The 25,806-nt window shown below is 67.3% G+C and carries 29 protein-coding genes and 1 other RNA gene; 22 read left to right on the plus strand and 8 right to left on the minus strand.

Features of this window, described 5'->3' with window-relative positions:
• Position 1 precedes the first annotated feature (1 nt).
• Positions 2–1,072 (minus strand): acyltransferase family protein, encoded by a 1,071-nt coding sequence (locus tag AB8808_RS18745; protein ID WP_369931038.1) that lies wholly within the window; start codon positions 1,070–1,072, stop codon positions 2–4.
• A gap of 133 nt (positions 1,073–1,205) precedes the next feature.
• On the opposite strand from AB8808_RS18745, the gene cydP reads away from it, so the two are divergent.
• From cydP to cydX, 4 genes are read left to right on the plus strand one after another with little or no spacing between them, the layout of a single operon-like run.
• On the plus strand, positions 1,206–1,424 hold the full coding sequence (cydP, locus tag AB8808_RS18750; protein WP_036139451.1) for a cytochrome oxidase putative small subunit CydP: 219 nt from the start codon (positions 1,206–1,208) through the stop codon (positions 1,422–1,424).
• Positions 1,424–2,992 (plus strand): cytochrome ubiquinol oxidase subunit I, encoded by a 1,569-nt coding sequence (locus AB8808_RS18755; RefSeq protein ID WP_506193276.1) that lies wholly within the window; start codon positions 1,424–1,426, stop codon positions 2,990–2,992. The genes cydP and AB8808_RS18755 overlap by 1 nt, the downstream gene beginning before the upstream one ends.
• A gap of 10 nt (positions 2,993–3,002) precedes the next feature.
• Entirely contained in the window at positions 3,003–4,133 is a 1,131-nt protein-coding gene (gene cydB, locus AB8808_RS18760) for a cytochrome d ubiquinol oxidase subunit II (protein ID WP_369931040.1), read from the plus strand.
• 15 nt (positions 4,134–4,148) lie between these two features.
• A complete protein-coding gene (gene cydX, locus AB8808_RS18765) occupies positions 4,149–4,286 on the plus strand; it encodes a cytochrome bd-I oxidase subunit CydX (RefSeq protein ID WP_285402941.1) in 138 nt (45 codons plus the stop codon).
• Between the two features lie 18 nt (positions 4,287–4,304).
• Here cydX and AB8808_RS18770 read toward each other — a convergent pair whose 3' ends face one another.
• Together AB8808_RS18770 and AB8808_RS18775 are read right to left on the minus strand one after the other, a co-directional pair.
• Positions 4,305–5,555, minus strand: a complete 1,251-nt coding sequence (locus AB8808_RS18770; RefSeq protein ID WP_506193277.1) for an aminopeptidase P N-terminal domain-containing protein — start codon at positions 5,553–5,555, stop codon at positions 4,305–4,307.
• Between the two features lie 38 nt (positions 5,556–5,593).
• Entirely contained in the window at positions 5,594–6,160 is a 567-nt protein-coding gene (locus AB8808_RS18775) for a UPF0149 family protein (RefSeq protein WP_369931042.1), read from the minus strand.
• A gap of 116 nt (positions 6,161–6,276) precedes the next feature.
• Between AB8808_RS18775 and AB8808_RS18780 the strand changes: the two genes are divergently transcribed.
• The 12 genes from AB8808_RS18780 (at position 6,277) to AB8808_RS18835 (ending at position 17,030) form a co-directional block, all read left to right on the plus strand.
• The gene (locus tag AB8808_RS18780; protein WP_036116258.1) at positions 6,277–6,501 is read left to right on the plus strand and encodes a TIGR02449 family protein; all 225 of its coding nucleotides are present in this window, start codon (positions 6,277–6,279) and stop codon (positions 6,499–6,501) included.
• Positions 6,502–6,511: 10 nt separating this feature from the next.
• Complete coding sequence (locus AB8808_RS18785) at positions 6,512–6,820, plus strand: cell division protein ZapA (RefSeq protein ID WP_036139439.1); 309 nt, start codon at positions 6,512–6,514, stop codon at positions 6,818–6,820.
• A gap of 7 nt (positions 6,821–6,827) precedes the next feature.
• A non-coding RNA gene (gene ssrS, locus AB8808_RS18790) (6S RNA) lies at positions 6,828–7,011 on the plus strand.
• Positions 7,012–7,120: 109 nt separating this feature from the next.
• Complete coding sequence (locus tag AB8808_RS18795; protein WP_369931043.1) at positions 7,121–7,732, plus strand: 5-formyltetrahydrofolate cyclo-ligase; 612 nt, start codon at positions 7,121–7,123, stop codon at positions 7,730–7,732.
• Positions 7,729–8,187, plus strand: coding sequence for an EVE domain-containing protein (locus tag AB8808_RS18800; RefSeq protein ID WP_369931044.1), 459 nt, complete (start codon positions 7,729–7,731; stop codon positions 8,185–8,187). Before AB8808_RS18795 ends, AB8808_RS18800 begins: the two co-directional genes overlap by 4 nt.
• Positions 8,184–8,840, plus strand: a complete 657-nt coding sequence (gene rpiA, locus AB8808_RS18805) for a ribose-5-phosphate isomerase RpiA (RefSeq protein ID WP_036139431.1) — start codon at positions 8,184–8,186, stop codon at positions 8,838–8,840. Before AB8808_RS18800 ends, rpiA begins: the two co-directional genes overlap by 4 nt.
• 56 nt (positions 8,841–8,896) lie before the next feature.
• Positions 8,897–10,351 (plus strand): DNA recombination protein RmuC, encoded by a 1,455-nt coding sequence (locus AB8808_RS18810; RefSeq protein WP_369931045.1) that lies wholly within the window; start codon positions 8,897–8,899, stop codon positions 10,349–10,351.
• A gap of 58 nt (positions 10,352–10,409) precedes the next feature.
• Entirely contained in the window at positions 10,410–11,006 is a 597-nt protein-coding gene (gene folE / locus AB8808_RS18815; RefSeq protein ID WP_036139429.1) for a GTP cyclohydrolase I FolE, read from the plus strand.
• A 2-nt stretch (positions 11,007–11,008) separates the two neighbouring features.
• The gene (locus tag AB8808_RS18820) at positions 11,009–12,319 is read left to right on the plus strand and encodes a hypothetical protein (RefSeq protein WP_369931046.1); all 1,311 of its coding nucleotides are present in this window, start codon (positions 11,009–11,011) and stop codon (positions 12,317–12,319) included.
• The gene (locus tag AB8808_RS18825) at positions 12,312–13,028 is read left to right on the plus strand and encodes a hypothetical protein (RefSeq protein ID WP_369931047.1); all 717 of its coding nucleotides are present in this window, start codon (positions 12,312–12,314) and stop codon (positions 13,026–13,028) included. Before AB8808_RS18820 ends, AB8808_RS18825 begins: the two co-directional genes overlap by 8 nt.
• Complete coding sequence (locus AB8808_RS18830) at positions 13,021–15,813, plus strand: AAA family ATPase (RefSeq protein ID WP_369931049.1); 2,793 nt, start codon at positions 13,021–13,023, stop codon at positions 15,811–15,813. Before AB8808_RS18825 ends, AB8808_RS18830 begins: the two co-directional genes overlap by 8 nt.
• An 11-nt stretch (positions 15,814–15,824) precedes the next feature.
• Positions 15,825–17,030 (plus strand): toprim domain-containing protein, encoded by a 1,206-nt coding sequence (locus AB8808_RS18835; protein ID WP_369931051.1) that lies wholly within the window; start codon positions 15,825–15,827, stop codon positions 17,028–17,030.
• Positions 17,031–17,221: 191 nt separating this feature from the next.
• Here AB8808_RS18835 and AB8808_RS18840 read toward each other — a convergent pair whose 3' ends face one another.
• Together AB8808_RS18840 and cysK are read right to left on the minus strand one after the other, a co-directional pair.
• Entirely contained in the window at positions 17,222–17,605 is a 384-nt protein-coding gene (locus AB8808_RS18840; protein ID WP_369931052.1) for a hypothetical protein, read from the minus strand.
• A gap of 95 nt (positions 17,606–17,700) precedes the next feature.
• On the minus strand, positions 17,701–18,657 hold the full coding sequence (cysK, locus tag AB8808_RS18845) for a cysteine synthase A (protein ID WP_369931053.1): 957 nt from the start codon (positions 18,655–18,657) through the stop codon (positions 17,701–17,703).
• Between the two features lie 91 nt (positions 18,658–18,748).
• Between cysK and AB8808_RS18850 the strand changes: the two genes are divergently transcribed.
• The 3 genes from AB8808_RS18850 to AB8808_RS18860 all read left to right on the plus strand — a co-directional run bounded on the left by AB8808_RS18850 (position 18,749) and on the right by AB8808_RS18860 (position 21,807).
• Positions 18,749–19,093 (plus strand): EF-hand domain-containing protein, encoded by a 345-nt coding sequence (locus AB8808_RS18850; RefSeq protein WP_354516068.1) that lies wholly within the window; start codon positions 18,749–18,751, stop codon positions 19,091–19,093.
• A 60-nt stretch (positions 19,094–19,153) separates the two neighbouring features.
• Positions 19,154–20,383, plus strand: coding sequence for a cation:proton antiporter (locus AB8808_RS18855; RefSeq protein WP_369931054.1), 1,230 nt, complete (start codon positions 19,154–19,156; stop codon positions 20,381–20,383).
• A 65-nt stretch (positions 20,384–20,448) separates the two neighbouring features.
• Positions 20,449–21,807 carry a GGDEF domain-containing protein gene (locus tag AB8808_RS18860; RefSeq protein ID WP_369931055.1) on the plus strand — a complete coding sequence of 453 codons (1,359 nt, stop codon included), beginning with the start codon at positions 20,449–20,451 and terminating at the stop codon, positions 21,805–21,807.
• On the opposite strand, the gene AB8808_RS18865 is transcribed toward AB8808_RS18860, so the two are convergent.
• From AB8808_RS18865 to AB8808_RS18875, 3 genes are all read right to left on the minus strand, one after another.
• The gene (locus AB8808_RS18865; protein WP_369931056.1) at positions 21,797–22,495 is read right to left on the minus strand and encodes a VIT1/CCC1 transporter family protein; all 699 of its coding nucleotides are present in this window, start codon (positions 22,493–22,495) and stop codon (positions 21,797–21,799) included. The two genes, AB8808_RS18860 and AB8808_RS18865, sit on opposite strands and share 11 nt — an antisense overlap.
• A gap of 66 nt (positions 22,496–22,561) precedes the next feature.
• Entirely contained in the window at positions 22,562–23,323 is a 762-nt protein-coding gene (locus AB8808_RS18870; RefSeq protein WP_036139409.1) for an ABC transporter permease, read from the minus strand.
• The gene (locus tag AB8808_RS18875) at positions 23,320–24,267 is read right to left on the minus strand and encodes an ABC transporter ATP-binding protein (RefSeq protein ID WP_369931057.1); all 948 of its coding nucleotides are present in this window, start codon (positions 24,265–24,267) and stop codon (positions 23,320–23,322) included. Before AB8808_RS18875 ends, AB8808_RS18870 begins: the two co-directional genes overlap by 4 nt.
• Positions 24,268–24,389: 122 nt before the next feature.
• Here AB8808_RS18875 and AB8808_RS18880 point away from each other — a divergent pair, with 122 nt between their 5' ends.
• The 3 genes from AB8808_RS18880 (at position 24,390) to AB8808_RS18890 (ending at position 25,806) form a co-directional block, all read left to right on the plus strand.
• A complete protein-coding gene (locus tag AB8808_RS18880) occupies positions 24,390–24,887 on the plus strand; it encodes a DUF1993 domain-containing protein (RefSeq protein ID WP_369931058.1) in 498 nt (165 codons plus the stop codon).
• The gene (locus tag AB8808_RS18885; protein ID WP_369931059.1) at positions 24,884–25,435 is read left to right on the plus strand and encodes a DNA-3-methyladenine glycosylase I; all 552 of its coding nucleotides are present in this window, start codon (positions 24,884–24,886) and stop codon (positions 25,433–25,435) included. The genes AB8808_RS18880 and AB8808_RS18885 overlap by 4 nt, the downstream gene beginning before the upstream one ends.
• 89 nt (positions 25,436–25,524) lie before the next feature.
• Positions 25,525–25,806, plus strand: coding sequence for a DUF2188 domain-containing protein (locus tag AB8808_RS18890; RefSeq protein WP_036139400.1), 282 nt, complete (start codon positions 25,525–25,527; stop codon positions 25,804–25,806).

Raw genomic sequence — 25,806 nt, forward strand, 5'->3', positions numbered from 1 at the left:
GTCACACCTTCAGGTAGATCCCGCGGCGGTCCATGCCGCGGACGATCAGCCACCACAGCGCGACGAACACCACACCCCACGCCGCCGATGGCACATAAGGGCCGAACAGCGGCGTCATCCACTCCGCGAAGGCCACGCGGTACAGCGGTGCGGTGATGCCCAGCGCGATCAGCAGGTACACCATGAGACCGGACCCGGCATAGGCGGCGATGGCGTTCACTCCGAAGGCCCTGCCGGGCACCCGCCAGCCGCGCACGTCCACCAGGACGTGCATGAGCGCGAGGATCGCGAACGACCAGCCCGCGGCCCAGAGCACGTAGCTAGGCGTCCACAGGTTCTTGTTCCACGGCCACACCCCCTGCAGGGCCCAGCCGGCCAGCGCGCACGCCACCGCCGCGCCGAGCAGGTGACGCCACGCGCCCTGGCGCAGCCATGTGCCGGCACGCATGCCGATCAGCGTAGTAGCCAGCGCCGGCAGGGTCGCCAGAAGACCTTCCGGATCGTGTCCACGGCCGCTGGCGGCATCCACGACGTAGACGAACGACCCGAACACGGCGCTGTCGAGCCGGCTGGCCGCGTTCGTCCACGGCGCCATGCCGCCGACGAGCAGCACGGCCCCGTAGAGCACCAGCAACGCCACGCCGACAAGATCGCGCGCGGCACCGCGCACGTGTATGGCCAGCAGCGCGGCCATGGCGAAACACAGGCCGATACGCTGCAGCACGCCCGGCAGGCGCAGGTGTGCCTCGGGAATGGCGAACCAGGCGACAACGTTCAGCAACAGGCCCAGACCGACGATGCGCAGCGCGCGGCGTATCGCCGCACGCCGGATCGGCGGCTTGGCCGCGCCAGCCTCGATCCGCGGCACGATCGCCAGCGCGATCGACACGCCAACGATGAAGAGGAATAGGGGAAACACGAGGTCGGTCGGCGTGAACCCGTTCCACGCGGCGTGCTCCAGCGGCCACCAGACATGGCCCCAGTCGCCGGGATCGTTGACCAGCAGCATGGCGGCGACCGTGAGCCCGCGGACGACGTCCACCGAGCCATAGCGCATGGGGGTCTGTGACATACCGGATCGGGTTTCCCGCGGGGCGTGAAGGAAGCATACGCGATCAGTCCGTTGCGACAATCGGCCATCCATCGCCGCACGCGGCGCGGGCATACGATGCCCCCAGTTATCTACGAACCCAGGAGTCGCAACCGTGGTTGTCGACCGCCCACCCCTCCGTCGTCGCTGGCGCGACCGGCCGCTGAAGCGCCTCGTGCTCGAGCTCGCGGTCATCATCGTCGCCAAGCTGGCCCTGCTGATGCTCATCTGGTACGTGGCCATCCGGCCGCTGCCACGCGCGGACGTGTCGCCCGCCGGCGTCGGCCGTGCCTTCTCACCCGTCTCCGCCTCCACCCAGGAACCCCACCCATGATCGTCGACCCCGATGTCGTCGGCCTGTCGCGCTTCCAGTTTGCGCTGACAGCGCTGTATCACTTCCTCTTCGTGCCCCTCACGCTCGGGCTCGCCTTCATGCTCGCGATCATGGAGAGCGTGTACGTGATGACGCGCCGCGAGGTATGGAAACGCATGACCCAGTTCTGGGGCGTGCTGTTCGGCATCAATTTCGCCATGGGCGTGGCCACCGGCGTCACCATGGAGTTCCAGTTCGGCACCAACTGGGCCTACTACTCGCATTACGTCGGCGACATCTTCGGCGCGCCGCTGGCGATCGAAGGCATGATGGCGTTCTTCCTGGAGGGCACGCTGGTCGGGCTGTTCTTCTTCGGGTGGGATCGCATCTCGCCGGTCAAGCACATGCTGGTGACCTGGTTCCTGGCCCTGGCGACCAGCCTCTCCGCGCTGTGGATCCTGATCGCCAACGCCTGGATGCAGAACCCTGTGGGCGCCGCCTTCAACGCGCAGACCATGCGCATGGAGGTGACCTCGTTCTCCGAGGTGATCTTCAACCCGGTGGCCCAGGCCAAGTTCGTGCACACGGTAAGCGCGGGCTACACCATGGGCGCGATGTTCGTCCTGTCGATCAGCGCGTGGTACCTGCTGCGCGGACGCAATATAGAGTTCGCCAAACGCTCGATCACGGTGGCGGCCAGCTTCGGCCTCGCCGCGTCGCTTTCGGTGGTGGTGCTGGGCGATGAATCCGGCTACACCATTTCCGAAAACCAGAAGATGAAGATGGCCGCCATCGAGGCCATGTGGGAAACCGAACCGGCGCCCGCGTCGTTCACCCTGTTCGGCCTGCCCGACGTGAAGAACCACACCACCCATGCCGCCATCACGGTGCCGTGGGTGATGGGCCTGATCGGCACCCGCTCCATCGACGAGCCCATCCCCGGCATCCGCAACCTCGTGGAAGATGCCAAGGTCCGCATCGGCGAAGGCATCAAGGCCTACGACGCCATGCTGGTACTGCGTGAGAACAAGGACGACGCGCAGGCGCGGGCGATCCTCGCTGCGCACGACAAGGACATGGGTTACGCCCTGCTGCTGAAACGGTTCATGGACGACCCGCGCAAGGCCACCCCCGCCGACATCCAGCGCGCCGCGGACAGCACCATTCCCAACGTGCCGGTGCTGTTCTGGTCGTTCCGCATCATGGTGGCCTGCGGCCTGTACTTCATCGGGCTGTTCGCCTATGCGTTCTGGCGCGCCAGCAAGCGCCGCCTGGACGGGCGCCGGTTCCTCACGGCCGCGCTATGGAGTCTGCCGCTGCCCTGGGTAGCCGCGGAGCTGGGCTGGGTGGTCGCGGAATACGGCCGGCAGCCCTGGGCAATCGAGGGCGTGCTGCCCACCGCGCTGGGCGCCTCGTCGCTCACCGCCGGCCAGGTGTGGATCTCGATCGGCGGCTTCGCCCTTTTCTACACCGCACTGGCCATCGTCGACGGTTACCTGATGCTGAAGTTCGCACGCAAGGGCCCGGACGGCCTGGGCATGTGGCCGCATCGCGCCGATGCCATCCCCGTCACCGCGCAAACGGCCTGAGGACAACGTCATGTTCGACTACGACACCCTTCGCGTCATCTGGTGGGCCCTGATCGGCGTGCTGCTGATCGGCTTCGCCATCATGGACGGCTTCGACTTCGGCGTGGCCGCCCTGCTCCGCGTACTCGGCCGCGACCCGCACGAACGCAGCGTGCTGCTGGAGACCATCGAACCCACGTGGGAAGGCAACCAGGTGTGGTTCATCCTCGGCGGCGGCGCGGTGTTCGCCGCGTGGCCGCTGCTGTACGCGGCCTCGTTCTCCGGAATGTATGTCGCGATGTTCGTGCTGCTGGTGGCCTTCATCATCCGGCCCGTGGGCTTCAACTTCCGCGAGAAGGTGGACGACCCGCGCTGGCAGCTGGTCTGGGACAGCTGCCTGATCGCCTCCGGCGTCATCGTGATGCTGGTCTGCGGCGTCGCCTTCGGCAACCTGTTCCTCGGCCTGCCCTTCCACTACGACGGCGACCTGCGGATGACCTGGGACGGCAGCTTCTTCCAGTTGTTCCGCCCGTTCGCCCTGTTGTCCGGCCTGGTCAGCCTGAGCATGCTGCTGGCCCATGGCGCGTGCTGGGCGGCGATGAAGGCCGACCATGTGATCGCCGAGCGCGCCGCCAGGGTAGCCCGTATCGCATCGCTGGCTTACGTGGTGCTGTTCATCCTTGCCGGCGTATGGCTGGCCTACGGCATTCCGGGCTTCGCGATTTCGGGACCCATCCCCGCCAACAGCGTATCCAATCCGCTGGGCAAGCACGTCGTCGTCGGCGGCACCTGGTTCGCGGGGTACGCAACGCACCCGGCATTCTGGGCGGCGCCCGTGCTGGCCTTCATCGGCGCGCTGGGCGTACAGGCCTTCGTCGGCCGGCGCGGCTTCGCCGGGTTCTTTTCCAGCTCGCTCGCGGTCGCCGGCACCATCCTCTCCGCAGGATTCGCGCTGTTCCCGTTCCTCATGCCCTCGGCCACGTTTCCCGTGTCCAGCCTCACCGTATGGGACGCCTCGTCCAGCCGCGGCACGCTGTGGCTGATGCTCGGTGTCACGGTGGTGTTCATCCCGCTGATCCTGCTTTACACCGGCTGGGTCTATCGCGTGATGCGCGGCCGCGTCACCCTCGAACACGTGCGCAAGTCGCACAACCTGTACTGAAGGAGCAACGACACCATGTGGTATTTCGCCTGGATACTCGGCCTGGGACTGGCCTGCAGCTTCGCCGTGCTCAATGCGATGTGGTACGAGGTGCACTCGGACGACGATGCAAGCCGGAAGCGCGATCCGATGCCGAAGCACGAGGGGCATTGATCCGCGTGTGCGCGGGTCTCAGCGCTCCAGATCGGCCGGTGACTTCGGCACCATCGCGGTCATCACTTCCGGCGCGCCCCGGGTGACCGCCACATCGTCCTCGATGCGGATGCCGATGCCGCGCCAGCGTTCGTCGACCCGTTTGTCGTCCGGCGGGATGTAGATGCCGGGCTCGACGGTGACGACCATGCCTTCCTCGAGGATGCGCGGATCGCCGTCGATGCGGTAGTCGCCGACGTCGTGCACGTCGAGGCCGAGCCAGTGACCGGTCTTGCTGGGGAAATAAGGCTTGTAGCTGCCTTCGGCGATAGCACGCGCCGGGTCGCCGGGAAGGATATCGAGGGCGCACAGGCCGTGCGCGATCACGCGTACCGCGGCGTCATGCGATTCGGCGAACGAGCGGCCGGGCCGCACGGCGTCGATGGCGGCCAGCTGTGCGTCGTGCACAATGTCGTAGAGCGCCCGCTGCGCCGGCGAGAAACGCCCGCCGACGGGGAACGTGCGGGTGATGTCGGAGGCGTAGCAATCCACCTCGGCGCCGGCGTCGATCAATAGCAGGTCGCCGTCGCGCAACGTGGCCCGGTTCGCGTGGTAGTGCATCACGCAGGCATTGGCGCCACCGGCCACGGTCGGCGGGAACGCGGGAAACGCACCCCGTCCACGAATGGTGCGAAGGATCTCGCCCTCGATCTCGTACTCGGCCACGCCGGGGCGGGCCATGGCCATGGCGGCGACGTGCGCCGCGCCGGCCACCTCGGCGGAGCGGCGCATCAGCGCCAGTTCGTCGCGCGACTTGAACAGGCGCATGTCGTGCAGCAGGTGACTCAGTGCCACGAGGTCCTTCGGTACCACGCCGCCGCCCCGTGCGGTGCGCAGGCGACGCATCCATGCCAGCAGGCGGGCGTCGAAGTCGGGCTCCTGACCGAAGTGGCAGTACACGCGTGCCCGGCCCTCGATCATGCCGGGCAGGATGTCGTCGATATCGTCGATCGGGAACGCATCGTCCAGGCGCAACTCGCGTGCGGCGCGATCCGTGCCCATGCGCTCGCCGTCCCAGCGCTCGCGCTCGGCATCGCGCTCGCGGCAGAACAGCACGGTTTCGCCGTGCGCACGGCCGGGCAACAGGGCCAGCACGGCATCCGGCTCGTCGAAGCCGGTCAGGTAATGGAAGTCGGAATCCTGCCGGTAGGGCCAGGGCGCATCGGCATTACGCATGCGCTCGGGCGCGGCGGCGAGGATCAGCACGGCATCCTCGCCGGTCATGCGCATCAGCTCCCGGCGCCGCCGGGCGTACTCGGCCGCGGCGATCAATGCAGGGTGTCGTTCGCCGTTCGGGGGGCGCGACTGAGTTCCGCGTGCAGCAACATGGCGCCGGCACGGACGAACTCTTCCAGTTCGGTCAGGCTTTCGTCGTTCACATCCTCGTCTTCGTCGAACTCGAAGTCCGTCGTGGCGATGCCGGCCATGTCCTTCAGGACCTCCTTCGCGTCCTCGCTCATGCCTTTGTTGGCCTCGACCGAGCCGCCCAGGCCGAACCCGCCCAGGAAACCCTGCACCCAGTCGGTCAGGCCATCCGCCCTCTCCGCGGTAGGCGACTCGTCATCCGGCAACCAGGGCGAGAAGGTCAGGTCCGGATCGGCCAGCCACTCCTCGGTCTGGTGGCGCAGCCGGGAGAGCATGGCCTGCTCGTCGGCAGACGGGGCGGGATCGGGCTCGAGCTCGATCGCGGCCAGCACGTCGTTGTGGGGAAAGCGGCCGCCGGCGCAAATGTAACCCACGAGGGAACCATGGAATTCACTGACCGACAGGATCAGCTTGCAGCGGACGATGAGCTCGGCGATCTCTTCCGGATCGACGGTCTGGTTGGCCGACATGGCGGCTACTCCTGGGGGCGAGAGCGGGCAGTCTAATGCAGCCATCTTCGGCCTGCTTCCGTGGAAGGCCTTCACGGATTGCCGACACGGCGAAAACGTCCTGTTATAGTCCGCGCATGACGAACCCGGATGCCTTCAAGACTGAACTGGAAGCCCTGAGCGCCACGCTCGACCGGCTCGTCGATACCGTTCGCCGTCTCACCGAGGAAAACCGCAGCCTGCGGCACAGCCAGGAGCAACTGGCGAACGAACGTGCGGGGCTGATGGCGCGCAACGAACAGGCGCGCAGCCGCGTGGAAGCGATGATCCAGCGCCTCAAGGCGCTCGAAAACACTGGCTGAGGCCACTTTTATGAACGCCACCGCCAGCGAACCGGTCTCCCTCCGCCTGCTCGATCGCGAGTTTCACATCGCGTGCGCCCCGGAAGAACGCCCCGGCCTGATCGCCGCCGCGCAATTCCTCGACGGCAAGATGCGCGAGCTGAAGGCCCATGCCAAGGCGCCCGGCTTCGACCGGATCGCCGTACTGGCGGCCGTCAGCATCGCCCACGAGCTGCTTTCGCTCAGAAAGGAGCACGGCTCGCAGGAACAGGTGCTGACCGACGGCCTGGCCGCACTGCGCAGAAAGCTTGATGGTCTGCTCGACGCGCCGGTAAAATAGCGACGGGCGTTCCCTGCGGTGTTCGCCAGCGCACTTTACATTTGCCTTGTTCCTACATACGACCCCGGGTCGGCTTTTGGTGGCTGTTGTGCATGTCCGCCTTCGTGCGGAAAGCCTTGATGCCGCCTAGCTCTCCCACCTGATCCTTTGGATCAAGGTCGTTTGGTGCGCAGCGGCATCGCGGAGAACGCCTCTCCATTCTCGCCGGTCGGCCCGCAGGGCCGGTCAGCGCCCTTCCCGCGGCACCGGGCGGGGCGGCTCGACGGCAACCTTCCGACCGTGCCGTCCGGCTGAACGTCCATGTCAAAGCTCCCCGAGAGACGCGAACTTCGAGCCGACCTCGTCCAGCGCCGACGCCAGCTGAAGCCGGCCGAGCGCGTGGCCGCGGCGCAGGGCCTGCGCCAGTCGCTGGAACAACTCCCAGAATTCCTCACCGACACCCACGTCGCCGGTTACTGGGCCACGGGTGGCGAGCTTCCGTTGAACCTCGCCATCGCGCCGCTTGCCGAGCGGGGGCAGACGTTCTACCTGCCCATCGTGACCAAATCGGGCGGCAAGCGTCGGCTCACCTTCGCCCCGTGGGCCACGGGTGAAGACGTCGAATCCAACGAAATGGGCATTCCCGAGCCGAAAGCGTCCGGCAACGTCGTCGAGGCGAACAAGCTCGACCTGGTACTGGTGCCGCTGCTGGGTTTCGACCGCAAGGGCAACCGCCTGGGTTTCGGTGGCGGCTATTACGACCGCAGCTTCGAGTTCCTGCGCGGGCAGCCACGCCCGGCCAAGCCGTTGCTGGTTGGCGTGGCCTACGATTTCCAGGAGCTGGACACCATCGAGACCGCCGAGTGGGATATCCCGCTCGATTACATAGCGACGGACAAGGCCCTGATCGACTGCACGGGCGGCGCCGCATGAAGTACTGGCTCATGAAGTCCGAGCCGGATACGTTCTCCATCGACGATCTCAAGCGCAAGGGCGTCGAACCCTGGGACGGCGTACGCAACTACCAGGCGCGCAACTTCATGCGCGACGGCATGAAGGTCGGCGACAAGATCTTCTTCTACCATTCCAACACCGAGGTTCCCGGCATCGTCGGCATCGCTTCGGTGGCATCGGCCGCATACCCGGACGAGAGCCAGTTCAACGCCAAATCCAAGTACTACGACGAGAAGAGCACGCGGGAAGAACCGCGCTGGATGCTGGTCGACGTCAAGTTCGAGCGTAAACTCGCCCGCACCATCTCGCTGGACGAACTGAAGAAGATCGACGATCTTGCGGACATGCCGCTGGTGCGCAAGGGCAACCGCCTTTCGGTGATGCCGGTGGCCAAGGGCGACTGGGATTTCATCCTCACGCTGGAAAACGCATGAGCCAGGACAACGAAAAGCGTCTCGCCGCCGAAACCGCCGCCTTCCGCTACGTGGGCGAGGGCGGTTTCCGCGGCGGCATCATCGGCGTCGGCACGGGCTCCACCGTCAACTTCTTCATCGACGAACTGGCCCAGTACCGTGATCGCATCAAGGCGGCCGTATCCAGTTCGGACGCCTCCAGCGCGCGCCTGCGCAAGCTCGGCATCGACGTGCTCGACCTCAATGCCGCCGGGCGCCTGGACCTCTATGTCGATGGCGCCGACGAATGCGATCCGCACAAGCGTCTCATCAAGGGCGGTGGCGCCGCGCTCACGCGCGAAAAGATCGTCGCCGCCGCCTCCGACAAGTTCGTCTGCATCATCGACGCGAGCAAGCAGGTGGACGTGCTGGGCACCTTCCCGCTGCCCATCGAAGTGATCCCCATGGCCCGTAGCCATGTGGCACGCGAGATCGTCGCCCGCGGCGGCCAGCCGGTGTGGCGCGATGGCGTGGTCACCGACAACGGCAACTGGATCCTCGACGTGCACCACTGGCGCATTACCGATCCGGTGGCGCTGGAAGCCGATCTCAACCAGATCGTCGGCGTCGTGGCCGTCGGCCTGTTCGCGAAGCGCCCGGCCGACGTGGTGATCGTCGGCAATCGCGAGATCTGAGAAAGCCCCGCCCTAGCCTGCGCGCGGGATGTCCGCAACACAGGTAACCTCGCGTCATGACCCTCGAAACCGTTCTCCTTGTCGTACTGCTGGTCGCCGTACTGGCGTGCCTTGCCTTGCTCTTCGTCGTCGTCTCGCGCAGCGGCAGGCAGGACGATGGCAGCGCCGCCCGCCTGGACGGACTGCGCGACGACACGCGCCGACTCGAAACCGTGCTGCGCGACGAGCAACGCGCGGGGCGCGGCGAGCTGGGCGAGAGCTTCGGCCAGTTCCGAGGCCATGTGCAGGAGCAACTGCAGCATGTCGCCGAGCGCCAGCACGAGCGCATCGAGGCATTCGGCAAGCGGCTGGACCAGCTGACCGAGCGCACGGATCTCGGCCTGCAATCGCTGCGCCAGGGCCTGGGCGACGATGCCCGCAAGGCCCGCGAGGAATCCGCCGTCACGCTCAAGCATTTCGGCGAGCTGCTCGACCAGCGTTTCGGCACGCTCACCGCCGACAACGAGAAGCGCCTGACCGACGTGCGCACCACGCTGGAAACCCGGCTGGGCGCCATCCAGCAGGACAACGCGGCCAAGCTGGAACAGATGCGCGCCACCGTGGACGAAAAGCTGCAGTCCACGCTGGAGACCCGCCTGGGCCAGTCGTTCCAGCTGGTGTCCGAACGCCTGGAGGCCGTGCAGCGCGGCCTGGGCGAGATGCAGGCGCTGGCCACCGGCGTGGGCGACCTCAAGCGTGTCCTGACCAACGTGAAGACCCGCGGCACCTTCGGCGAGGTGCAGCTGGGCGCCCTGCTCGAGCAGATCCTCGTGGCCGAGCAATACGCCTCCAACGTCGCCACCGTGCCCGGCTCCGCCGAGCGCGTGGAATACGCCATCCGCCTGCCCGGCGGCGACGACGACGGCGGCCCGGTCTGGCTGCCCATCGACGCGAAATACCCCGTCGAGGATTACCAGCGGCTGCTCGACGCCCAGGATGCCGCGGACCTGGAAGGCGCCCTGGTCGCCGGCAAGGCACTGGAGGTACGGGTGCGCGAAGAGGCCCGGCGTATCCACACCAAGTACGTGTCGCCGCCGCACACCACCGACTTCGCCATCCTCTTCCTGCCGACCGAGGGCCTCTACGCCGAGGTGATCCGTCGGCCGGGCCTGTCCGACCAGTTGCAGCGCGACCATCGCGTCACCATTGCCGGCCCCACCACGCTGACCGCCCTGCTCAACAGCCTGCAGATGGGCTTCCGCACCCTGGCCATCCAGAAGCGCTCCTCGGAGGTCTGGCAGGTGCTGGCAGCGGTGAAGAACGAGTTCGGCAAGTTCGCCACCGTGCTGGAACGCACCCAGAAGCAACTGGACTCGGCCACCAACAGCATCAAGAACGCCGGGGTCCGCACGCGGGCCATCGAGCGCAAGCTGCGCGGGGTGGAATCGCTGGGCGGGGAAGAATCGCAAAAACTTCTGGACCTGGGCGCCATCGACGAGGCCGAGTCGCCGACGGAAGAGGCCGGCGACTGAGCCCGGCCGCCCCGAACATCGCTACACTATGTGTTTGCCCCGCCAAGGAACCGCCACGATGAGCGACGACAGCAAGTCCCGCCCGGTCAGCCGTGATCAGGCCGAAGAGGCCGTGCGCACCCTGCTCCTTTGGGCGGGCGAAGACCCGCAGCGCGAAGGCCTGCTCGATACGCCAAAGCGCGTGGTCAAGGCCTATGGCGACTGGTTCAAGGGCTACGACGAAGACCCGGCGGAATACCTGCGCCGCACCTTCGAGGAAGTGGCCGGCTACGACGAGATGATCATCCTTCGTGATATCGAGTTCGAGAGCCACTGCGAACACCACATGGCTCCGATCATCGGCCGCGCCCATGTCGGCTACGTGCCGACCGACCGTGTCGTGGGCATCAGCAAGCTGGCCCGCGTGGTGGAAGGCTTTGCACGCCGTTTCCAGGTGCAGGAAAAACTCACCGCGCAGATCGCGCACTGCATCGACGACACGCTGCGTCCGCGCGGCGTCGGCGTGGTGATCGATGCCGCCCACGAGTGCATGACCACGCGCGGCGTCCACAAGCGCGGCGTGTCCATGGTCACAAGCCAGATGCTCGGCAGCTTCCGCGAGGACCCGCGCACCCGCGGCGAGTTCCTCAGCTTCGTCGGCATTCCCCGTCGCTGACCTTGGGCGGGCCGGCCGACACACCCCTCCACGATGAGCGCCTGCAGGATCTTTTCCGCGACGGCGTAGTCGTCGAGGACCTCCCCACCCTGTTTCCGCTGCTGCGCGGGCGGGGCCTGCTGCGTGCGTTTTCGGCGCTGTTCCATGGCGGCGAGGCGCAAGTGCTGTTGCGCCTGCTGGTCCTGCGCACGCTGGGCGGACGCACACATGCCACCGAGTGGACACCGCAGGAGATCCGCGATCACCTGGCGTTCGTCGACGCGGTCAAGCTCGATACGGTGGTGCAGCGCCTGAAGGACCACGAGCTGCTGGTCTACGACGGCGAAACCCAGCGTTATCGCGTGGGCCTGCCGGGTCGCAAGGCGCTGGCCGCCCTGGCCGTGATGCTCGAGTTCGAAGACGACGACGACGACGGGCTGGGCTACCTCACCGCGCAGCTGGCCGCCGGCCAGGCCGTGGGCCGCGTATCGGTCGATGAACTGGGGCACCTGCTCTCGCGCCTGACTGAGCTGAAGGACGACTTCGACCGCGCCGTGTTGTCCGGCTCCGAGCATCGCATCCGCCATGCCGCCGAGCGACTGGATTCGGTGTGGACGTGGGTGGAGAAAGGCACCGAGGTGGTTGCGGGCATCACCGTCAAGGAAGACCTGGAACCGGCTGCGCACCGGTTGGCCCAGGCCGTGGGCCGCGCCCAGAGCGCCCTGCTCAGCCAGGCCGGCACGTTCCAGCGCGAGCTCAACAAGATCGACCAGCACCGGGTGCACCTGGGCCGCACGGGCTTGTCCTCCTCCGACCTGGTCGGCTGGCTGCGCGCACAGGACGTCGACGCGCTGGCGTCATTCGAGGATGGCCAGCTGCTGTTGCCGTTGCCTGCGCCCTTCATCCACGACCAGATCGCGCTCGATGTCGCCGAGTTCGAGCTGCTCGAGCGCGAGCGTCTGGCCGCCGAAACCACCGCCCTGCCCGGTGCGGAACAAACGCCGGACACCGCCGATCTGGCGATGGACGAAGAAGACCTGCGTTTCCTCGGCGAATGGCACGCCGAACTGGCCGCGATCGTCACACCGCGCGAGTTGTCCGACACGCTGATCGGCGACGACTATGCCCTCTCCGCCTATCGCCTGTCGTTGCTCGGCCTGCTCGGCGACCCCGAATCGGCCGCGCTGGAAGGCGGCACCGCCGACCTCGCCCGACTGCCGTTGGCGCTCGAGATCGAGCCGCGACTGATCGACACCGACCTGCCCCAGATCGCGCGGGTCAGCGCCGGACGCCTGCGTCCGCGCGACACCGCGAAGGACACACCCGATGCATGACGATACCGCCACCCTCGTGACCCGGCTGCTCTCCCAGCGCTGGCTGCCGCGCGACGACGTACAGGCGCGCAAGGCGCTGCTGGACGACGGCTTCCGCGAGGAACTCGACCGTCGCCTGGAGGCCGTCGGCCTGGAACTTCGCGAACACCCCTACGCCGCCTACATCGGGCTGGCCGTGGCCCGCAAGAGCGAGCGTGCCGTGTTCGGTGGCAGCGACAGCTGGATATCCAACACCCTGCAACTGGACCGCGACGGCGTGGCCCTGCTGGTCGTCCTCTGGGCACTGATCGTGCTGCCCAAGCGGCAGCGTCAGATCGAACGCCAGGCGATCGATGCTGCGGCGTCGCAAGGCCAGATGTTCGCCGAAGGCAAACCGATACCGCGCGATCCGGCCGTCTCGCCCGTAATCGCCGAACGCACGCTATTGGCGGACTTCGGCGAGAAGCTGGGCGGCAAGACACGCGTCGGCTTCAACCTCGGCACGCTGAACCGGCTGGGCTTCATCATCCGTCGCAAGGGCGATGTGGCGGAAGGTCCGCTGCTTGACCTGGCCTTCGACTACGAACGCACCGCGCGGCGCATCCTCGACGGCGCGCTGGGCGACCTGCTCACCGATGCCGCGAACCGTGCGCCCGTGCCGGACGACCACGGGGACGATGACGAAGCCGGCACAGCGACGATCCACCCGGAGGAGCCGTCCGATGTTTGATTTCCGCAGCCTCGAGGTCGTCCACTGGGATTACTGGCAGCGTTTCAGCCTGCCGCTGGATACCAACATCGTCACGGTGGTGGGGCCGAACGGCTCGGGCAAGACCACGCTGCTGGACGCGTTGCGCACGCTGCTGACCATCGACTGCGCCGGCAACCGCGACTACAAGAGCTACCTGCGCCACAACGGCATGCCGTACGCCTGGCTGCGTGCCCGCGTTGGCAATATCCCGGGACCGAGCGGCGAGCGCCCGTTCTTTCCGCTGATGGACCGCGAGGTGACCCTCGCCTGCCGCATCCAGAAGAAAGGCGGCGAGTGGACCCGGCAGTACGCCGTACTGGGTGGCGATGTCGGCATCGAAGAGATCGACGCGCGAAACGATTTCCTCGGGCTGCGCGAATACCGCGTCCGCCTGGAGGGCGCGGGCCTGTCGCAGGCGATCCGCCGGGTACTCACGCTCGAACAAGGCGCCACCGACAAGCTCTGCCAGCTGCCGCCCAAGGCGTTGCTCGAACTGGTGTTCGACGTGTTCGGCGACAAGGCCGTGCTCGACGACTACCAGCGCGCACGCAACGAGCAGGTGGAAGCCGACCGCGAGCAGCACGGGCTGGAGCACCAGCTGTCCCTCATCGGTGCCAGCCTGCAGGAAACGGAAGCGCGTGCCCGCTCCTACCAGGAATGGACCGCTCTGAAGAACGAGCGTGTCGACCTGGTCGCCAGTGTCCTGCCCCGGGTGGAGCTGGCGGAACTGGCCGGCGGTATCCGGGGGGCGCGTCCGCAGCTGATCGGCGGCAAACGTCGCGTCACCGACCTGGAACGCCGCGATGCGGACCTGACGCGCCAGCTCGGCGATTTCGATGTCACCGGCGAGGCCTTGCGCGTGGAACAGAACGAGGCGGACACCGCACGCCAGCAGACGCGCAAGCTGCTGGATGCCGCCCGCGGCGAACTGGCGCAGAACGACCTGCTCATCAAGCAGGAAGCGCGCCTGCGCGAGATGGTCGCCAGCCAGGGCGGCGCCGACCACGAGCGCCTGGCCGACGTGGCACGCGACGCGCGCAGCACCGTCCATACGCTGCAAGCGGAAGAAGGCGTGTTGCGCCAGCGGCTGACAACGCTGACTGGCCAGCTGGCCGCGTGGCGCAGCGGGCGTCGTTACACGCCCGAGTTCGAAGCCTCGTTCCGCCGTGCGCTGGACGAAGCCGGCATACGGCACAGCATGCTCAGCGAGATCGTGGAGATACGCGAGCCACGTTGGCAGCCGGCGGTGGAAGCCGTGCTGGCGGGCTACCGCCACGTGGTGCTGCTGGACGATCCGCGCGATCGCGAAACCGCGTGGAAGCTGGGCGAGCAGCATCGCTACAAGCATTTCGTCGTGGCCGATCGCGCACCCGCCGAACGGGCACACCCGCGCTCCCTGCTCGAGGTGGTGGACTTCTCGGCGGCGGCACCGGACTGGTTGCTGCGCAACCTGGACCGTATCCGCCGGGTGGAAGACATCGCCGAAGGGGCGACGTGCGGCAAGGACCAGGACTGGATCACGCCGCAGGGTTACTTCCGCGAGCGTCGCGGCGGCCGCCACCTGGGCGTGGACGACATGTACTTCGGCAGCGGGGCGCGCGAGCGCCAGCTGCGCGATGGCGAAGCGTCGCTGCGCGAGATCGAGACGCGACTGCGCGACATCGCCGCCGAGCGCAAGGACGCCATGGCGCGCGCCGCCGATGCCGAAGGGATCCTGCGCGGCGCCAGCGCCAGCAGCCAGCTGGCCGACCGCGCCGACGAGTTTGCCGACGCGCGCACCCAGCAGCCGCGCCTGCAGGAAGACGTACAACGCACGGCGGACAGCCACGCCGCCGCGGAGACCCACTACGAGGCCATCCGCGACAAGCGCCAGCAAACATCCAACGCCCGCGACAACGCCGCGCGAGAGCAGCGCGACGTGCAGCGCCAGCTCACCGACGCGGGCAGGCAGCACCACCAGTTGCGCAACGAGCAGATCGAACGCCTGCGCGCGTTCCGCGCCAAGCGCATGCATATCCCGCTGGCGCAGCGAAGCCGGGCCGCCCTGGCGGCACTGCGCGAACGCTACGAATCGGCCCGGGCTGTCGAGCGCGAAGTGATACGTCTCGAACAGCGCCTGGCGGAGGGCCACTGGGAAGAAGACCCCAGCGTGGTCGCGCTACGCGAAAAACTCTGGGCGGACCACGAGGGCCTGAAGCTCGACCTGGACAAACGCCGTGCCCATCTGGAACGCGCGTCACGCATCACGCACGAGGCACGCGGTGCGTATATCCAGGTGCTACGCAACACCGTCCGCCGTTACGCCCGCAACCTCAAGGTGCTGGCCGATCTGGCCGGCATCGGCGTGGACGTGGACCTGCCCGAGCTGAGCAACGACGACCTGGCCCTGGCCTCGGCGGCGTTGCAGGTGCGCTTCGAGTTCGACAAGAAGGGCTGGATCGGCATGGACGACGGCGAAGCGTCGGGTGGCCAGCAGGTGATGAAGTCGCTGTTGTTGCTGGTGGCACTGATGCGCGACGAGGATCGCCCGGGCGGCTTCGTGTTCATCGACGAGCCGTTCGCGCACCTGGATATCTTCAACATCGACAAGGTGGGCGCGTTCCTGAAGTCCACCCGGGCGCAGTACATTCTGACGACGCCGGCCACGCACAACATCAACGTGTTCCAGCCGTCCGAACTGACGTTGGTGACCAGCAAGCGCCGTCCGGGTGCGACCTGGGCGCAACCGCTGGCCGTGCTACGGCGTAGAAGCGAAGTGGCCTGATGGAAGCCGGCATGACCCGTGACTGGGGAACTGCCGACCCAAGCGGCATACGCATTGCGTACGCAAGCCCGGCAAGACTTGTTCGCTGGCGCCGCTCGGATGGCCATCGTTCGGTAGCGACCTTATTGGGTGAGCACCGCGCCCTGGTTGTCGCGTGGCTCAAGGGGAAGGGCACGAAACTATCGGCCAGGACGCTGTTCGCCAGGGCCGGCAACGCCCGCGTCACCGCGCTCGATGCAGCCGAATATCTGGTACAGAACGGCTGGGTCGAGTTGAAGGAGACACGCCCGCGAGCCGATTGGAACATAGCGACACTCATATGGCTGGACGCCGACGGGCTACGTGAGGCCCTGGGCCTTCCCACGCACGCCACCCTGCACGCAAAAAGAGCGTCGGCCCTCTCGTTCCAACCAGGGGACAAGCGTCTCGCATCCCTGCATCAGAGCCTGTCTTCGCTGGCGACCGCCACCCTCGACCGTCGTGCCAGGATAGTCGCCGGACTGGACGCCTGGTGTTCTGCGGAACGAACCGGAACGCGCAACACCTTCGCCCTTGCGGCGCTCGACGACACGCACGGCATGACGACGGCCGACTGGCAGTGGATAGAGCGATTCGTCGATCCCGAATCAATCGGCATATCGAAACACACGCCCGCTCTGTGGATGCGCGGCCCCGTCCGATTGCATCTCGATGCAGGGATGCTTGACCTCGGCGTGATCCATGATCTGATCGCGCTGAGTCCCGCCACACTGCAAGCCGTCAAGCATATGGAGGCATCGGCGAGGGGATGGCTGGTCGTGGAGAACCGCACGAGCTTCGAGTCCGTCGCGCGATCCCTCGGCGAACACTACATCGTGCTCTGGATGCCGGGCTTCGTACCCGAATGGTGGCTCGATACCGTGCGCCATCTTTCCGGCCTCCTTCCCCTCCCGGTCCACATCGCGGCCGATCCGGACCCTGCGGGCGTCGAGATCGCCCTGCGAGCAGGCACGGCCTGGCGGGGTGGCTGGGTACCATGGGCGATGTCTGCCGAGGCACTCGATGCTTCAGGCATGGGCAAGCCGCTCAGCAAGTACGACCGCGAACGACTCGCCGCACTTGAATCGGTCGCCATGCCGACCTCACTCCGCGAATTGTGCCGCGCGTTGAGTACGGGCGACAGAAAAGGCGAGCAAGAGGCCCTCGCGCTTGCCGACTGGATCGATCTGTCGCGATGATGAGGCGCTTTGGCGACGACGCCTTGGGCAGAGCGGCGACCTTGCTCTCCTAACAGGACACCCCAGTCCTGAAGGAGGCGTCGGGTGGTCATCCTCTGAGCGAGTTCGGCCGCTTGCGGCCGCTGCCCGAGCGCAGAGGGTGACCACCCGGCGCCTCCTCCCCGCAGCAGCTAGCCAGCAGCAGCCAGCGGTCAGTAGTACCGCACCTTCCCGGCCCGCGGACGATCTTCGTCCGACTCATCCAGCGCAGGGTTGCCGGCGTCGATAGCGCCCTGCCGCATCGGATCGTGTTCGTCTTCCTCTGGCCGCACGCGCGCGTTATGGCGGGCGATCAACCAGGCGGCCGCGATGGCGCCGAGGCCGAGGCCCGCGCCGATCACGATGCCCAACGGACGACGGCGCACATGGCGACCCGCTTCGGCCAAGGCCTCGGAGGTGAGCGAGCCGGCGCGGCCGGCGTACTGGCGGGCGGTGCCGAGCGCCTGGTGCTTGCGGCTGCCGGTAACCGAGCCGATCGCACGCTCGGCCCTGCCGAACATCTCCTCACCGAAACTCTTGCTGCGCAGGAACGTCATGGGGTGTCTCCTTCTATCGAGGGGCACACCATGACGCCAGCGACGTGATGATTTCGCGGTGTCGCCGTGGAGGCGGCGAGCCGCCGGCCGTGACATCAGGCCAGGCTTTCCAGCCAGGCGTCGTCGGAACCCTCTTCCACGCCTTCGAACAGGAACGTCGACAGGTAGCGCTCGCCGGTGTCCGGCAACATGGCCAGGATGACGCTGCCCTCCTCGGCGGATTCGGCGTGGGTGAGTGCCGCCGCCACGGTGGCACCCGCCGAGATCCCGACGAAAAGACCTTCTTCCTGCGCGAGGCGACGGGCCGTGTCGCGTGCCTGGATGTCGTCCACCGGGATATTGAGGTCGAAGACGGAACGGTTCAGTACCTCGGGGATGAAGTCCGGGGTCCAGCCCTGGATCTTGTGGGGTGACCAGGGCTTGTCGGCCAGCAGGGGCGCCGCGGCGGGCTCCGTGGTGACGATGCTGACCTCGGGGCGGGCGAGCTTGAGCATTTCGCCCACGCCGGTCAGCGTGCCGCCCGTGCCCCACCCGGTGACGAACGCGTCGAGACGGCGGCCGGCGAAGTCCTGGAGGATCTCCGCCGCCGTGGTGCTGCGGTGATAGGCGGGATTGGCCGGGTTGCGGAACTGCCGTGGCAGGAACCAGCCGTGCTTCGCGGCCAGTTCCTCGGCGCGCCGGACCATGCCGCTACCGCGTTCGGCGGCGGGGGTCAGGATGACGCGGGCGCCGTAGGCGCGCATCAGCTTGCGTCGCTCGACCGAGAAGCTGTCGGCCATGGTGGCGACGAAGCGGTAACCCCTGGCCGCGCAGACCATGGCCAGGGCGACGCCGGTGTTGCCCGAGGTGGCCTCGACCACGGTGTCGCCCGGCTTGAGCAGGCCTTTCTGCTCTGCGTCGCGGATCACGGCGATGGCGAGGCGGTCCTTGACCGACCCACCGGGGTTGAACGATTCGACCTTCGCGTAAAGCGATACATGGGACGGCCCGACGCGATGCAGGCGGACGATGGGCGTGCGGCCGATGGTATCGAGGATGCTCTCATGGATCATGGGGAAGTCCTTGGCGGCGATACGGGATCCACGACGTTACTCCCACCGCCCCGGGGCGACAAACCCGGCCGGATCGCGCAGACTGCCCGTCATGAATCGACGTCCATACGTTTTCGCCGCCGGCCTGTTCCTGGCCCTGGCGGCCTCGGCCCAGGACCTGCCGCGGACACCCGCGGACTACTTGCGCCGCATGGACGCCAACGGCGATGGCCGCATCGACGAGGCGGAATACGTTCGCTACATGAGCCAGGGTTTCCTGCGCATGGACATCAACGGCGATGGCGTACTCGACGCCAACGACGGGCCGATGCGTCCGGGTGCGCGTCCCGTCCGGCTGGACGCCTTCCAGCGCGACCTGATCCGGCAGTTCCACAAGCTCGACCGCAACGGCGACGGCTACCTCGACGCGCGGGAACTGTCGCAACCGCCGCGCTGAAACACGTCGACACGGCACGCCCGCCGTGGGTTACCCTCTGGCCCACTTCGGGGAGAGCGGATGACCACCACGGAATTGTTCCTGATCGCCATGACGATCATCCTGGGCGTGCCCTACCTGATCTGGCGCATCTTCCGCACGGATTACTGGGCACCGCTGGTGGTGGTGCAGATCCTCACCGGCATCCTGCTGGGCCCCGGCTTGCTGGGCCGGATGTTTCCGGATTACTACGCCACGGTGTTCGCGCCGCCGGTGATCGCCGCGCTCAACGGCATCGCCTGGTGGGCGGTCATGGTGTTCGTGTGGATCGCCGGCATCGAGCTCGATCTGCGCGAGGTCTGGAAGCAGCGCCGCGAATGCGGCACCACGGCCGCGTTCGCGCTCGGTGTACCCCTGATCACCGGCTGCCTGGCGGCGCTGGGCATGCTGGCCTGGCGCGACGGCTGGATGGGCGAGGCGGCCACCCCGTGGCAGTTCGTGCTGGGCATCGGCATGGCCTGCGCCGTGACGGCGCTGCCCATCCTCATCCTGTTGATGGAGAAGATGGGCATCCTGCGCGAACCGCTGGGGCAGCGCGTGCTGCGCTACGCCAGCCTCGACGACCTGGCCATCTGGGCGGTGCTGGCCATCATCCTGCTGGACTGGCAGCGGGTCGGGCACCAGGCCGCGTTCCTGGGCCTCTTCGCGATCGCCGCGCTGGCCATGCGTCGGCTGATGGCCCGGGTGCCGGAAGCGGATCGCTACATCATCGGCCTGGTCTGGCTGGCCGCGTGCGGCTACGGCGCGGACGCCTGCGGCCTGCATTTCATGGTGGGGGCCTTCCTCGCCGGCGCGGTCATGGAGCGCGAGTGGTTCACCCTCGAAAAACTCGACGGCCTGCGACACAACGTGCTGCTGGTCATCATGCCGATCTACTTCCTCTCCACCGGCCTGCGCACGAACTGGCAGATGGGCGGCACCGCCGTGTTCGTCGCCGCCGGGTTGCTGCTGGTGGCCTCGGTCGCCGGCAAGCTGGCCGGGGTAGGCATTGCCGGCCGGCTGCTGGGCTGGGCCCGGGGCGATGCGTGGACGGTCGGCTGGTTGCTGCAGACCAAGGCGCTGATCATGATCATCTTCGTCAACGTGCTGCTCGACCGGCACATCATCACCAGCGAAACCTTCACCGCCTTGCTGCTGATGGCCGTGGTGAGCACCATGCTGACCACCCCGGTCGTCGCGCCCCGGCTGCACCGCCCGATACGCCGTGGCAAGCCGGAGCAGGCCCGCCGCCGCGCCACGGCGGAAACGTGAGCTAATTCGTAGCCCCCGTCGTATGATGGAACGAATTCGGCATAACACGATGGTTGGGGCGTGCGTTGGACAACCAGCTATGGGAAAGCAAATACCACGAGGCCGTCGACCGACTGACCCGTGAGGAGAACCAGTGGCGGACCGCCGAGTCTCTGCTACGTCAGCTCGTGGGTTGTCTTGGCCGTGCCGCGCATGGGGCCAACGATCAGGTCGACCCGCATATCGAACGCGTCGCCACGGCCCTGCACGGCCCGGTGGACGCGATGCTGCTCGAGCCGCTGGTCCACGGGCTGAGCGAGGCGCTGGACCACCTGGGCGACCATCCCCAGGCCACCCTCGAGGAACGCTCGGTCGCCCTGGTCCGCGCACCGCGCAGCGAACACGGTTCGTCCGTGCAGTCGGCGCTGAGCCGCCTGGTCGATCGCATCGTGGTGCTGCCCAAGCTCGCCGATCGCGCCAGCGACCTGCGCCACGACGTGGCCGATGCCGGCGACCTGGTGGCCCTGGCCGTCTGCGGCGACCGCCTGGCCGACCTGGTCAACGAGCAGCGCATCGGCCTGCAACGCGAGATAGAAGCCCTGCAAGCGGTGCTCCGCCATGTCACCGGCCGTCTTGACGAAATGAGCCAGTACATGTCGCGCGAGCTGGCCGACCAGAACACCGGTGAGGCCAACGGCCAGGCACTGGATGCCTCGGTAGCGCACGAGATGCGCCTGCTCGGCGAAGCGGCACTGGAACTGGAAGATATCCACGAGCTGCGTGAGCGGGTGGGCGACAGCCTGGAGACCATCGCCGAGTGTTTCCGCGAGTTCCGCGACCGCGAAGGCGGCCGGCTGACCGCGTACCGGGAGCGCGCGGAAAAAATGCGCCAGCGCATCGAGCAACTGGAAACCGAACGCAACGCCCTGCAGCGCTCCCTCGAGCGCGAGCACGAGCTGGCGCAGACCGACACCATGATCGGGATGCCCAACCGGCTGGCTTACGAAAAACGCATCGAGGTGGCATTCAACGCCTGGCAGACGGCCGGCCGGCCGCTTTGCGTCGCGGCGATCGACATCGACCACTTCAAGAGCATCAACGATACCTACGGCCACACCGCGGGCGACGCCGTGCTGCGCATCATCGGCCAGGCCCTGGTGAAGCACGTGCGCCCGTGCGATTTCGTCGCCCGCTACGGTGGCGAGGAATTCATCGTGCTGTTCGACGGCGCCGACGAGAACGAAGCACTCCAGGTGTGCGAGCGCCTGCGCGGCAAGATCCAGCACCTGGCCTTCCATGCCAGCCGGCAACCGGTGCGCGTCACCGCTTCCATCGGCCTGGCCCAGTTCCAGGCCGGCGACACGCCGCAGACGGTGTTCGACCGCGCCGACCTCGCGCTCTACACCGCCAAGAACGGCGGCCGTAACCGCTGCGTCATCGGCTGACGCCGAACAGGCTGCCCACCGCCGCGGTCAGCGCCATGGCCGCCGCGCCCCAGAACACGATGCGCAGGGTGCCACGGAGCACGCCGGCACCCGCCAGTCGCGCCGACGTAGCACCAAGCCCGGCCAACGCGAACAGGGACACGACCACGACCGCGGCGGTCATGGCCGACCGTGGCGCAAGCGCCGCGGCGGCGATAGGCAGCACGGCGCCCACGGCAAAGCTTGCCGCGGACGCGGCCGCCGCCTGGAGGGGGCGCGCTGCGGTGGCTTCCGACAGGCCCAGTTCGTCGCGCAGGTGCGCACCCAATGCGTCGTGCGCCATCAGCTGGTCCGCCACGGTGCGCGCCAGCGTGCGATCGAGCCCGCGCAACACGTAGATCTCGGTGAGCTCACGGTGTTCGCCAACCGGGTCTTCCGCCAGTTCGCGCGATTCCAGCGTGCGCTCCGCATGCTCGCTGTCGGCTTGCGAGCGCACCGACACGTATTCGCCCGCCGCCATCGACATGGCACCGGCCACCAGGGCGGCGATGCCCGCCAGCATCACATTGCCGACCCCCGTGGCCGCCGACGCCACGCCCACCAGCAGGCTGGCCGTGGAGAGGATGCCGTCGTTGGCGCCGAGCACCGCCGCGCGCAACCAGCCGATCCGGTCCAGCCGGTGATGTTCATGGTGCCGCTGTCGGTGCATCGTCATCCTCCTTCCGGATCGTGCCTTCGACGCGTTCCTCGATGCGCAAAACCGCCAGGCCCGACCTTACGACTTGAGCTTCCACCCGGTACGGAAGATCCACCACACCGCCGTGAGGCAGACCAGCAGGAAGCCCACCGTAGCGCCCACGCTCACCAGCACGTTCACGTCGGCCTGGCCGTAGAAGCTCCAGCGGAAGCCGTTGACCAGGTAGACCACCGGATTGAACATGGTGATCGTCTGCCACGCGGGCGGCAGCATCGAGATGGAGTAGAAGCTGCCACCGAGGAAGGTCAGCGGCGTGATCACCATCAACGGCACCACCTGCAGCTTCTGGAAATCGTCGGCCCACAGCCCGATGATGAAACCGAACAGGCTGAAGGTCACGGCGGTCAGCAACAGGAAGGCCACCATCCACACCGGGTGCTGGATCTCGTAGGGCACGAACAGCCGTGCCGTCAGCAGGATCAGCAGCCCCAGGATCACCGACTTGGTCGCCGCCGCGCCGACGTAACCGATCACCACCTCCACGTACGACACCGGGGCCGACAGCAGCTCGTAGATGGTGCCGGCCCACTTGGGCATGTAGATGCCGAACGACGCGTTGGAGATGCTCTCGTTGAGAAGCGACAGCATGATCAGGCCGGGGATGATGAACGCCCCGTAGCTCACGCCGCCGATGGCGCCCATGCGCGAGCCGATGGCGGCGCCGAACACCACGAAATACAGCGATGTGGACAGCACCGGCGAGGCGATGCTCTGCATCAGCGTGCGGAAGGTACGGGCCATCTCGAAGCGGTAGATGGCGCGGATCGCGTGGAAGTTCATGCGCCACCCCTTACCAGGCTTACGAAGATATCTTCGAGGGAACTCTCGCTCGAATGCAGGTCCTTGAAGTCGATACCCAGGTCGCTCAGCTTGCGCAGCAGCACCGCGATACCGGTGTCGTTGCCCTGCGTGTCGAAGGTATAAATCAGCGACGTGCCGTCGGCCCCGAGTTCCAGCGGCCACTCACGCAGGCCATCCGGCACCGCGTCCAGCGGGGTCTGCAACGAGAGCGTCAGCTGCTTCTTGCCCATCTTGCGCATCAGCGTCTGTTTCTCCTCGACGATGACGATCTCGCCGCGGTTGATGACGCCGATGCGGTCGGCCATCTCCTGGGCTTCCTCGATGTAATGCGTGGTGAGGATGATGGTGACGCCGGACGCGCGCAGGCGGCGGACCATCTGCCACATGTCGTGGCGCAGCTCGACATCCACGCCCGCCGTGGGCTCGTCCAGGAACAGTACGCGCGGCTCGTGCGCCAGGGCCTTGGCGATGAGCACGCGCCGCTTCATGCCGCCGGACAGCGCCATGATCTTGGAATCGCGTTTGTCCCACAGCGACAGGTCGCGCAGGATGCGCTCCAGGTGCACGGGGTTGGGTGCCTTGCCGAACAGGCCACGGCTGAACTTGACCGTGGCCCATACCGTCTCGAAGGAATCCGTGGACAGCTCCTGCGGCACCAGCCCGATCAGGCTGCGCGCGGCGCGGAAATCCTTGCGGATGTCGTGCCCATCGACGAGCACGCTGCCACCGGTGCCGTTGACGATGCCGCACACGATGCTGATCAGGGTGGTCTTGCCTGCGCCGTTCGGGCCCAGCAACGCGAAGATCTCGCCGCGCCGGATGTCGAGGTCGACACCGTTGAGCGCGCGATGGCCGCTTTTGTATTCTTTGGTCAGTCCGCGGATCGCGACGATGGCGTCGGGCGCGGCGGTGGGAGCATCCATGGGAACCCGCGATGTGAAGGGGTAAGACGGCCGATGGTAGCCCCTGGCGCCGTGGGCCGCGAGACCTTGTGGAAACGTCCTGCGGCCCCAGATCGACGCAATAACTTCGCCCCGGAATGCCCATGTCCATCTCCCTGTACGACGCCACGGTGCCCGTCTTCGCACGTGGCCTTCGCGTGCTCTCCGACCTGCTGGCCAAGGCGGAGGCACATCCCACCGATGCGTCCGCGCTGCTGGAAGGCCGGCTCGCGCCGGATATGCTCACACTCACCGGGCAGATCCAGCGCGCGAGCGACACCGCGAAGTTCGCGGTGGCCCGGCTGAGCGAGGCCCAGGCACCCTCCTTCGAGGATAACGAGGCCAGCGTCGCCGACCTGCGCAAGCGCCTGGACGCCACCGCCGCGTGGATCGGGTCGGTCGACCGCGACGCCATCGAGGCGGGGTCATCGCGCACCATCGCCCGCACCTTCCGCGACACCGAGTACACCTTCACCGGCCAGAGCTACGTGCTGACCTTCGCCCTGCCCAACTTCTTTTTCCACGTGACCACGGCGTACGACATTCTCCGCCACCAGGGTCTACCCATCGGCAAGCTGGATTACCTGGGCATCGCCGGATGAGCGAGGGCCTTCGCCGCTGTGCCTGGGGCGATGCCGATGAGCTGCTGCGCGATTACCACGATCGCGAATGGGGCACGCCCGAGCATGACGGGCGCCGCCTCTGGGAAAAACTGGTCCTGGACGGTTTCCAGGCCGGCCTGTCCTGGCGCACCATCCTGGCCCGCCGCGACGGCTTTCGCCGGGCGTTCGAAGGGTTCGTGCCGGAGATCGTGGCGACTTACGGCCCGGCCGACATCGAGCGGTTGCTCGCCGATCCCGGGATCATCCGCTCGCGGGCGAAAATAGCCGCGGCGATCGGCAATGCCAGGGCCTACCTGGCCATGCAGCAGGCGGGGGAGGACTTTTCCCGCTTCTGCTGGGATTTCGTGGGCGGCACCCCCCTGGTCTGGGAAGGCGCCGTCCCACCCAACAGCCCGCTTTCCGCGCAGGTCTCAAGGGCGCTGAAGCAGCGCGGCTTCACTTTCGTCGGCCCCACGATCGTGTTCGCCTGGATGGAAGCCACCGGCCTGATCGATAGCCACGCGGCGCACTGCTTCCGCCGAGGTTAACGGCATTTTTAGCCCTGCCGGCGTAGGTTGGATACGTGGCCGTCACACCGGCCCATCGTCTGGTCCACCCAACCGTCAGTGAGGGTCCCATGGCTTCCAGCTCCGCACAGCTCTTCATTCCCTATTGCACGGCCCCGCAGGGTCCCTGGGTCGTCCGCCGAGCTTCCGCGCCGCTGGCGCGCTACGCCAGCCAGGCGCTGGCCATCGCCGCCGCGGAAGACCTCGCCCCCGCCATGTCCGACAGCCTGGGCCTGCCGGTGGAAATCCACGTGCAGCAGGCGGACGGCACCTGGGAAGAACACACCTTCGTCGTCGCCGGCCTGGTGGCCGGCCTGCCCACACCGCCTGCCGGTATCGTCCGTCACGCCTGA

This window comes from Xanthomonas sp. NCPPB 2632, from assembly GCF_041228075.2.
GTDB lineage: Bacteria > Pseudomonadota > Gammaproteobacteria > Xanthomonadales > Rhodanobacteraceae > Luteibacter.